This is a genomic window from Falsiroseomonas sp. E2-1-a20 (assembly GCF_051433195.1).
Classification (GTDB): Bacteria; Pseudomonadota; Alphaproteobacteria; order Acetobacterales; family Acetobacteraceae; genus Falsiroseomonas.
The window spans coordinates 1-4,293 of record NZ_JBHMFT010000108.1; the positions used below are offsets into that span (position 1 = coordinate 1).

Consider the following 4,293-nt stretch of genomic DNA (forward strand, 5'->3'; position numbering starts at 1 on the left):
TCGGCGGGGGGTGCCAGGGCCAGTTCAGGATAAAATTTGTGCTTCAGGACATGCATACATCGCCGGCCGCAACGCGCGGTTCCAAAGGTGACATTGGTTCTATACAGCTCCTACTCTAAGTTGAGGATGTCCCCGGCTGGCGCGAGGTCGCCGGCTCTGGATGGCAGCGGGAGGCGGCAGGCCTGTCCCCTTCGCCTTCCGCTGCGCCCCTTCTCCGCCTAGTCAAAGGCAGCGAGTCATTTCAAAGACGGTCGGACGACCTTACACTGCACTCGGTAAACGAAACGAGAGGTCCGTTTTCTATATTTATATCAATTAGTTAAATATATGGCACAGGTCTTGCTCATGGTAGGAAGCACCGCCCGGTCTCGTGGCGGACCTGGATCGGATGAACCAAATGAAGAAGGCACTACTCGGCGCAGTGGCAGCCCTTGCACTCGCCGCCTCCCCGGCCCTGGCAGGCCCCATCGCAGCCGGCAGCACCCTCTCCATCGCGGGCGCTAACAATGTCTCGCCGACGCAGATCACCTTCCCCTCCGCCGGTAGCCTCCTCGTCAGCACCGGTGACTTCGGCAGCCTCGGCACCTGCTTCGGCTGCGTGAACCTCAGCACCATCACCATTTCGCCGACTGTGTCCTCGGGCCAGGTCTTCTCCATCAGCAATGCCGGCATCACCAGCACCTTCACGCTGGATCCGGGCGCCAATGCGGTGATGGTTGGCGGCAGCCCCGGCGCGATCAACATCCTCGGCACCGGCACGGCCACGCTGACCGGCTATGACCCGACCCAGGGCAACCTGTCCTTCTCGACGCAAGGCGGCATCCCGCAGACGGTGACCTTCTCCGCCACCGTCACCGCAGTGCCAGAGCCGGCATCGCTGGCGCTGTTCGGCGCTGGCCTCCTGGGCCTCGGCCTAGTGCGCCGCGCGCGCGCCAAGAAGGCCTGAACCGGGCCCGCGCTGTCGCCCAGCCCCTTCGTCTGCCTTGGTCAGCCTGACCAACTTGACTGATTTCAGGGTCGTGTTGGTGGCGTAGAAACGGCCGGGGGATTGCTCCCCCGGCCGCTGGTTTCGTCAGACCGGGATCTGGCGAAGGTTCAGCGCAGGACGATTTCCACGCGACGGTTCTGCGGCTCGCGCACGCCGTCGGCGGTCGGGACCAGCGGGCGGCTTTCGCCGAAGGCCTGCACGCTGATCTGGTTGCGCTGGATGCCGCGGCGCTCCAGTTCCGCCGCCACCGCACCTGCGCGGCGCTCGGACAGGCGCTGGTTGTACTGCGGCGAACCGGCGCGGTCGGCGTGGCCGGCCACTTCGATGCGCGTCACGCCCTGGCCGGTCGCGCTCTGCGCCGCATCGCCGATGATCTGGCGGGCACGGTCGGTCAGGTCGGCGCGATCGAAGTCGAAGAACACCAGGTAGGTGCGGGCCGGCGCCGGGGCGGCGGCCGGGGCGGGCATCGGCATGGGCGCGGCCACCGGCGGCGGCGGGGTCTGGCCGAAGGCGTAGCGGATACCGAGCAGGATGGAGTGGTTGTAGTTCTCCGACTTCGTGCCGCCGCGCGCCACGGAGAAGGTTCCGCCGCCGCTGTCGGTGCTGATGTCGTGCTCCATCGTGCCGAGGAAGCGGTATTCCGCGGTGAAGGCCAGGCCCGGCGCGTACTGCGTCAGGGGCACGGAGGCACCGACGATCGCCTGGTAGGCGAAGCGGCCGTCGCTGCCATCGGTGCGCACCGCGCCGCCGAGCACGTTGGCGCGGACATCGTCGAATTCACGCCAGATGTAGCCGGCACCGACGCCGACATACGGCAGGAAGGAGAAGCCGCCGAAGTTGGCGCCGACATCGAAGTCATAAAGCGCATTGGCCATCACGCCGTAGCTGCGCGCGGTGCCGGCGGCGCGGCTGGTGCCGCCGAAGCCGCTGATGCTGTCGACCTCGTTCTCGCGGTAGCTGCCCTCGATCTCGGCGCGGAGGCCGTTGCCGAAGCCGTAGCCGAGGCTGACGACGCCGACCCAGCCCATGTCGAAGGACACTTCGCCGCCGGTCGGGCGACCCTGCAGGCGCAGCGTGTCCGCAAGCTGGCCGGTGGCGGAGATGTCGGTGTCCATCAGCCAGTTCACGCCGGCGCCGGCACCGATGTAGATGCCGTTGACCTGCTGCGCCTGGCTCGCCGCCGGCATCATCAGGGGCACCGCCAGAAGCGGGGCGGCCAGAAGGGTCTTCCTGAAGCTCATTGGTCTACTCCCAGCGGACGAAACAACATGTCGACGACTTCGACTTCCTCATATTATTGAATAATTTCATGCTCGGAAGAAGAAGAGACGCTTCGGGATAGCGATTGTACACATGTGGTAAATTTACATCGCTGGTCAGCATCAACCCCGCGGACGTCGGAGCCGTGACGACCCTCGGGTCCCTGGGCATCGACTTGTTGGACCGACACCGGCCTTGGCATCGCGTTCGATATCGATGCAGCAACTGGCATTGCCCATGCGAGCCTCTGAATGCTGTGGCGGCCCTCCGCCTGCCTCGCCGCCTTCATCCTGCCGAACGGCTGCACGATGATGCTGCTGATTATCGCCGCCGGCGATCAGACCACTGCCATCGCCGTCAGCTTCGAGCCGGACCCTCTCAGCTGAACACCGACTTCATCAACGGTCTTTTAGAATCAATTATCTTCATCTTAAGTATAATTTGTACTAAAGAGGTACCCACCACTCCCATAGTGCAGCGCACCCATCATGTCAGATCCGGAAGTCGATGCCGTGGACGCCTTGCTGCAGACCGCCGCCCGCGCCTTCAATAAGGCTATCCGCACCGCGGCCGAACAGGATCTGGACGTCGTGCTGACCACCTATCGGCAGGGTGGCGACGATGAGCAGCTCAGGGGTGCGCCTGTCATCAGGGTACGGATACGCCAGCGCCACTTGATGGGAAGCGCCGACTGACGAACTCCTCCCCTCCAGTTCGTGTAGTCGACAGGACCATCCACCTCGGCCAAAAAGACGGTATCGGCCAAGGCTTCCTGGCGGAGCGTCGGGTGTTTTGTTTTGATGCCACAAGGATAGCCGTCGTTGCGCAGGAAGAGGGATGCGGCCCCATCGATAGGCCGTCTGCAGCGCATCGTTCAGTGGGTCGAGGCGCAGCGTCGTAGGCCGATTTGGCTCCGCATCCTGCCACCGATCGCTTTGGTGCTCGCCGTCTTCGTCCTGCGGGTTATCGCCGGCTGCCATCATCCAACCGGCAGCTTCGAGTTCTTCCTCCCTGCTTTGGCTTTGGCCGGAGCGGTTTTTGGGCTGTTGCCTGGTTTGGCTGCCGCCGCGGCCGCGTATGTTCTGGAGGTCCTGTGGTTTGTTGGTCTCGCGCGCGGCGTGGCCGTCTATGAAGCCACGCATTGGGATCATGCGATCATCGCTGTCCTGTTCGGGCTAGTCGCAGTTTCGGCAACCGCCGTGATCGAAGTCATGTGGTGGATCATGATCGGCGACGCTGAGGAGCCGGGAAGCTGAGGCGCGCAGACTAAGCGTTCGTTCCGTGCTGGCCAGGTTTTCACTGGCAGCCGCAGGCTGGACGGATAAGCTACCCGCGCAGGTTCCAAGGGTGGCCAGCCATGTTGGGTACGCTGCTGCGGCGCATTGGGGACGGCTCTATAGCGCCGGCTGGCGGCGAGCATGTTGCCTGCGTCGCAGCCGGAGGACGGCGCCGACGGCTGTGAGCGTCGCGAGGTGCTGGCATGGTTCAGCCTGCCTATCCGGAGTTGCTCGCTGCAAAAAACGTCGGGCTGCACTCGGACACATCGACTTGCTGCGCGCCTGAAGATGGCGTCGCCCTTGGACCGTCTAGGTCGTCGCGGTGGCTTTCCAAAATGGCCAGATGGACCTGGAACAGGGCTATCGAAGCATGGATATGTGACAGCACCCACGCCGCGAGCGGATCGTCTTCCGGGCGAAGTCTTACACTTCTTACCTGAAGCATGTTTGTCTGGCGAACCAGCCTCGCCTCAGCGTCAGCGATGGCCTGCCGAACGGCGACCAATTCGGTCTTAATGGCACAGTTGGGCATGGCAGCATCCTGAAGACGAATTTGCCTATAGATTTAAATAAATTACTATAAAGCGCAAGTTCGGCCAGGCACAGCCGGGCCGCCTTGGCGGCAATGCCCTGCCAACCCTCGGCCCTCTCGTCGTCTTCCGCGATGGACTCCGCCAGATGCTCGCCCTCGACCTCCCGCGTCCGCCAGGAGTGCCAGCAGGTGGGCATCCGCCAGATGCGGCATCAACTGGCCACGTCGTGCCACTA

Annotated in this window: 6 protein-coding genes; 4 read left to right on the forward strand and 2 right to left on the reverse strand. The window is 63.8% G+C overall.

The features are described 5' to 3' along the window. The first annotated feature begins 397 nt into the window (after positions 1–397). Positions 398–946, forward strand: coding sequence for a PEP-CTERM sorting domain-containing protein (locus ACFHPP_RS30515; RefSeq protein ID WP_437166994.1), 549 nt, complete (start codon positions 398–400; stop codon positions 944–946). A gap of 149 nt (positions 947–1,095) precedes the next feature. Here the strand turns inward: ACFHPP_RS30515 and ACFHPP_RS30520 are convergent, their stop codons facing one another. Beyond that, positions 1,096–2,229, reverse strand: a complete 1,134-nt coding sequence (locus ACFHPP_RS30520; protein WP_437166995.1) for an OmpA family protein — start codon at positions 2,227–2,229, stop codon at positions 1,096–1,098. A gap of 270 nt (positions 2,230–2,499) precedes the next feature. On the opposite strand from ACFHPP_RS30520, the gene ACFHPP_RS30525 reads away from it, so the two are divergent. From ACFHPP_RS30525 to ACFHPP_RS30535, 3 genes are all read left to right on the forward strand, one after another. Beyond that, on the forward strand, positions 2,500–2,634 hold the full coding sequence (locus tag ACFHPP_RS30525; protein WP_437166996.1) for a hypothetical protein: 135 nt from the start codon (positions 2,500–2,502) through the stop codon (positions 2,632–2,634). A 126-nt stretch (positions 2,635–2,760) separates the two neighbouring features. Beyond that, complete coding sequence (locus ACFHPP_RS30530) at positions 2,761–2,943, forward strand: hypothetical protein (RefSeq protein WP_437166997.1); 183 nt, start codon at positions 2,761–2,763, stop codon at positions 2,941–2,943. Between the two features lie 243 nt (positions 2,944–3,186). Then, complete coding sequence (locus ACFHPP_RS30535) at positions 3,187–3,504, forward strand: hypothetical protein (RefSeq protein ID WP_437166998.1); 318 nt, start codon at positions 3,187–3,189, stop codon at positions 3,502–3,504. A gap of 238 nt (positions 3,505–3,742) precedes the next feature. Here ACFHPP_RS30535 and ACFHPP_RS30540 read toward each other — a convergent pair whose 3' ends face one another. Continuing rightward, a complete protein-coding gene (locus ACFHPP_RS30540) occupies positions 3,743–4,057 on the reverse strand; it encodes a hypothetical protein (protein WP_437166999.1) in 315 nt (104 codons plus the stop codon). Between the last annotated feature and the right edge of the window lie 236 nt (positions 4,058–4,293).

Bases quoted from the DNA above. Each gene is read 5' to 3' on its own strand.
- ACFHPP_RS30515 (WP_437166994.1), top strand. From the start codon at position 398: ATGAAGAAGGCACTACTCGGCGCAGTGGCAGCCCTTGCACTCGCCGCC.
- ACFHPP_RS30520 (WP_437166995.1), bottom strand. From the start codon at position 2,229: ATGAGCTTCAGGAAGACCCTTCTGGCCGCCCCGCTTCTGGCGGTGCCC.
- ACFHPP_RS30525 (WP_437166996.1), top strand. From the start codon at position 2,500: ATGCTGTGGCGGCCCTCCGCCTGCCTCGCCGCCTTCATCCTGCCGAAC.
- ACFHPP_RS30540 (WP_437166999.1), bottom strand. From the start codon at position 4,057: ATGCCCAACTGTGCCATTAAGACCGAATTGGTCGCCGTTCGGCAGGCC.